Genomic DNA, 1,512 nt, shown 5'->3' on the forward strand with positions numbered 1-1,512 from the left:
GGAGATTCGTATTTTAAGATTTAGAGCCTAAAAATCGGTATTAACCGATAGCCCCTTTCTTTTAACCTGGAAATGCATCCAGTCAGATTTCAGATAGAAGATCAGAAATACAACAGAACTTAAAGTCCAGGTAAGAGGATATGCCCAGAAGACTACCTGGATAGATGGAATCAGCTTTACGGCAATGGTAATGTAAGATACACGGATGATACACCAGCAGATCATCATCACAAACATAGGGATAATGGATTTTCCGGCTCCCCGGAGAAGTCCTGCCAGACAGTGGGAAAATGCCAGCAGGAAATAAAATAAGGTGACGGTTCGTGCCTGACGTACTCCAAATGCCACAACATCCGGATCGCTGTTAAAAGCAGAAATAAGTACCGGAGAGGCAAAATAAATAAGTACCCCGATGCATTCCGCCATGATAAGGCTGCATCCAATGCCAAAGCGTGCTCCTTTTTTTGCCCGATCGTATTTTCCGGCGCCCAGGTTCTGACTGATAAAGGTGGTCAGAGCCATGGAGAAGCAGGTGATAGGAAGGAAGCCGAAGCCTTCAACCTTGGAGTATGCGCCGCATCCGGCTACAGCCAGATTTCCAAAGCTGTTGATATTGGACTGCACGACTACATTGGCCAGTGAGATGATGGAATTCTGGAGTCCTGCAGGAAGTCCGTTGCTGATGATCTGACGGAGCATAAAAGGATCCAGACGGATTTTTCTGATATGTACCCGGTACTCTTCAGGGCTTTTTCTGGCAAGGCGGTTAAGGCAGAGAAATGCGCTGATAAACTGGGAGATGATCGTAGCGGCAGCTGCAGCGCCTACTCCCATGTGGAATACGCCTACAAACAGAAGATCCAGACTGATATTGACCAGAGAGGAAAATATCAGATAATACAACGGATGTCTGCTGTCTCCGACAGACTGCATGATTCCTACAAAGTTATTGTAAAGAACAAAGGCCACGGAACCAAGAAAGTAAATCCGGAAGTAGCAGATGGAGTTTGGAAGTACGTCTGCGGGTGTCTTCATCAGAACCAGGATTTTGGGAACCAGAAGAAGTCCGAGGATGGTCAGCAGAACTCCGGATATCAGTCCAAATCCAACGGTGGTATGTATGGCTTTTTGAAGATTGTCTGTTTGTCTTGCACCGTAATAGCGGGCGATCACTACACCGGCTCCGATAGCAATTCCATTAAAAAAGCCTACCAGAAGAAAAATAATGCTTCCGGAAGAGCTTACGGCGGCCAGTGCATTGCTTCCAAGAAAATTTCCGACGATCAGGGAGTCAGCGGTATTATAAAACTGCTGAAAAAGATTGCCGAGAAAAATAGGGACGGCAAAAGCCATCATTTTTCTCCAGATAGGACCTTCAGTTAAAAGTGTTTTTGAAGAAGTGCTGTTCATGATTCAAACCTCGATGTTCATAAATTGTTAATATTATGCTACCATATTTGAAATATTCAGTCAATGGGACAGAGCGTGAGAATTAAAAAAAATGCTTGACAT

At 44.7% G+C, this 1,512-nt stretch carries 1 protein-coding gene; it reads right to left on the reverse strand.

Annotation, left to right across the window (positions count from 1 at the left end; genetic code table 11):
• Positions 1-27: 27 nt before the first annotated feature.
• Positions 28-1,410, reverse strand: a complete 1,383-nt coding sequence (locus tag RDS42_RS14820; protein ID WP_308784324.1) for an MATE family efflux transporter — start codon at positions 1,408-1,410, stop codon at positions 28-30.
• Between the last annotated feature and the right edge of the window lie 102 nt (positions 1,411-1,512).

Source organism: uncultured Blautia sp. (assembly GCF_902497045.1).
Taxonomy (GTDB): domain Bacteria; phylum Bacillota; class Clostridia; order Lachnospirales; family Lachnospiraceae; genus Blautia_A.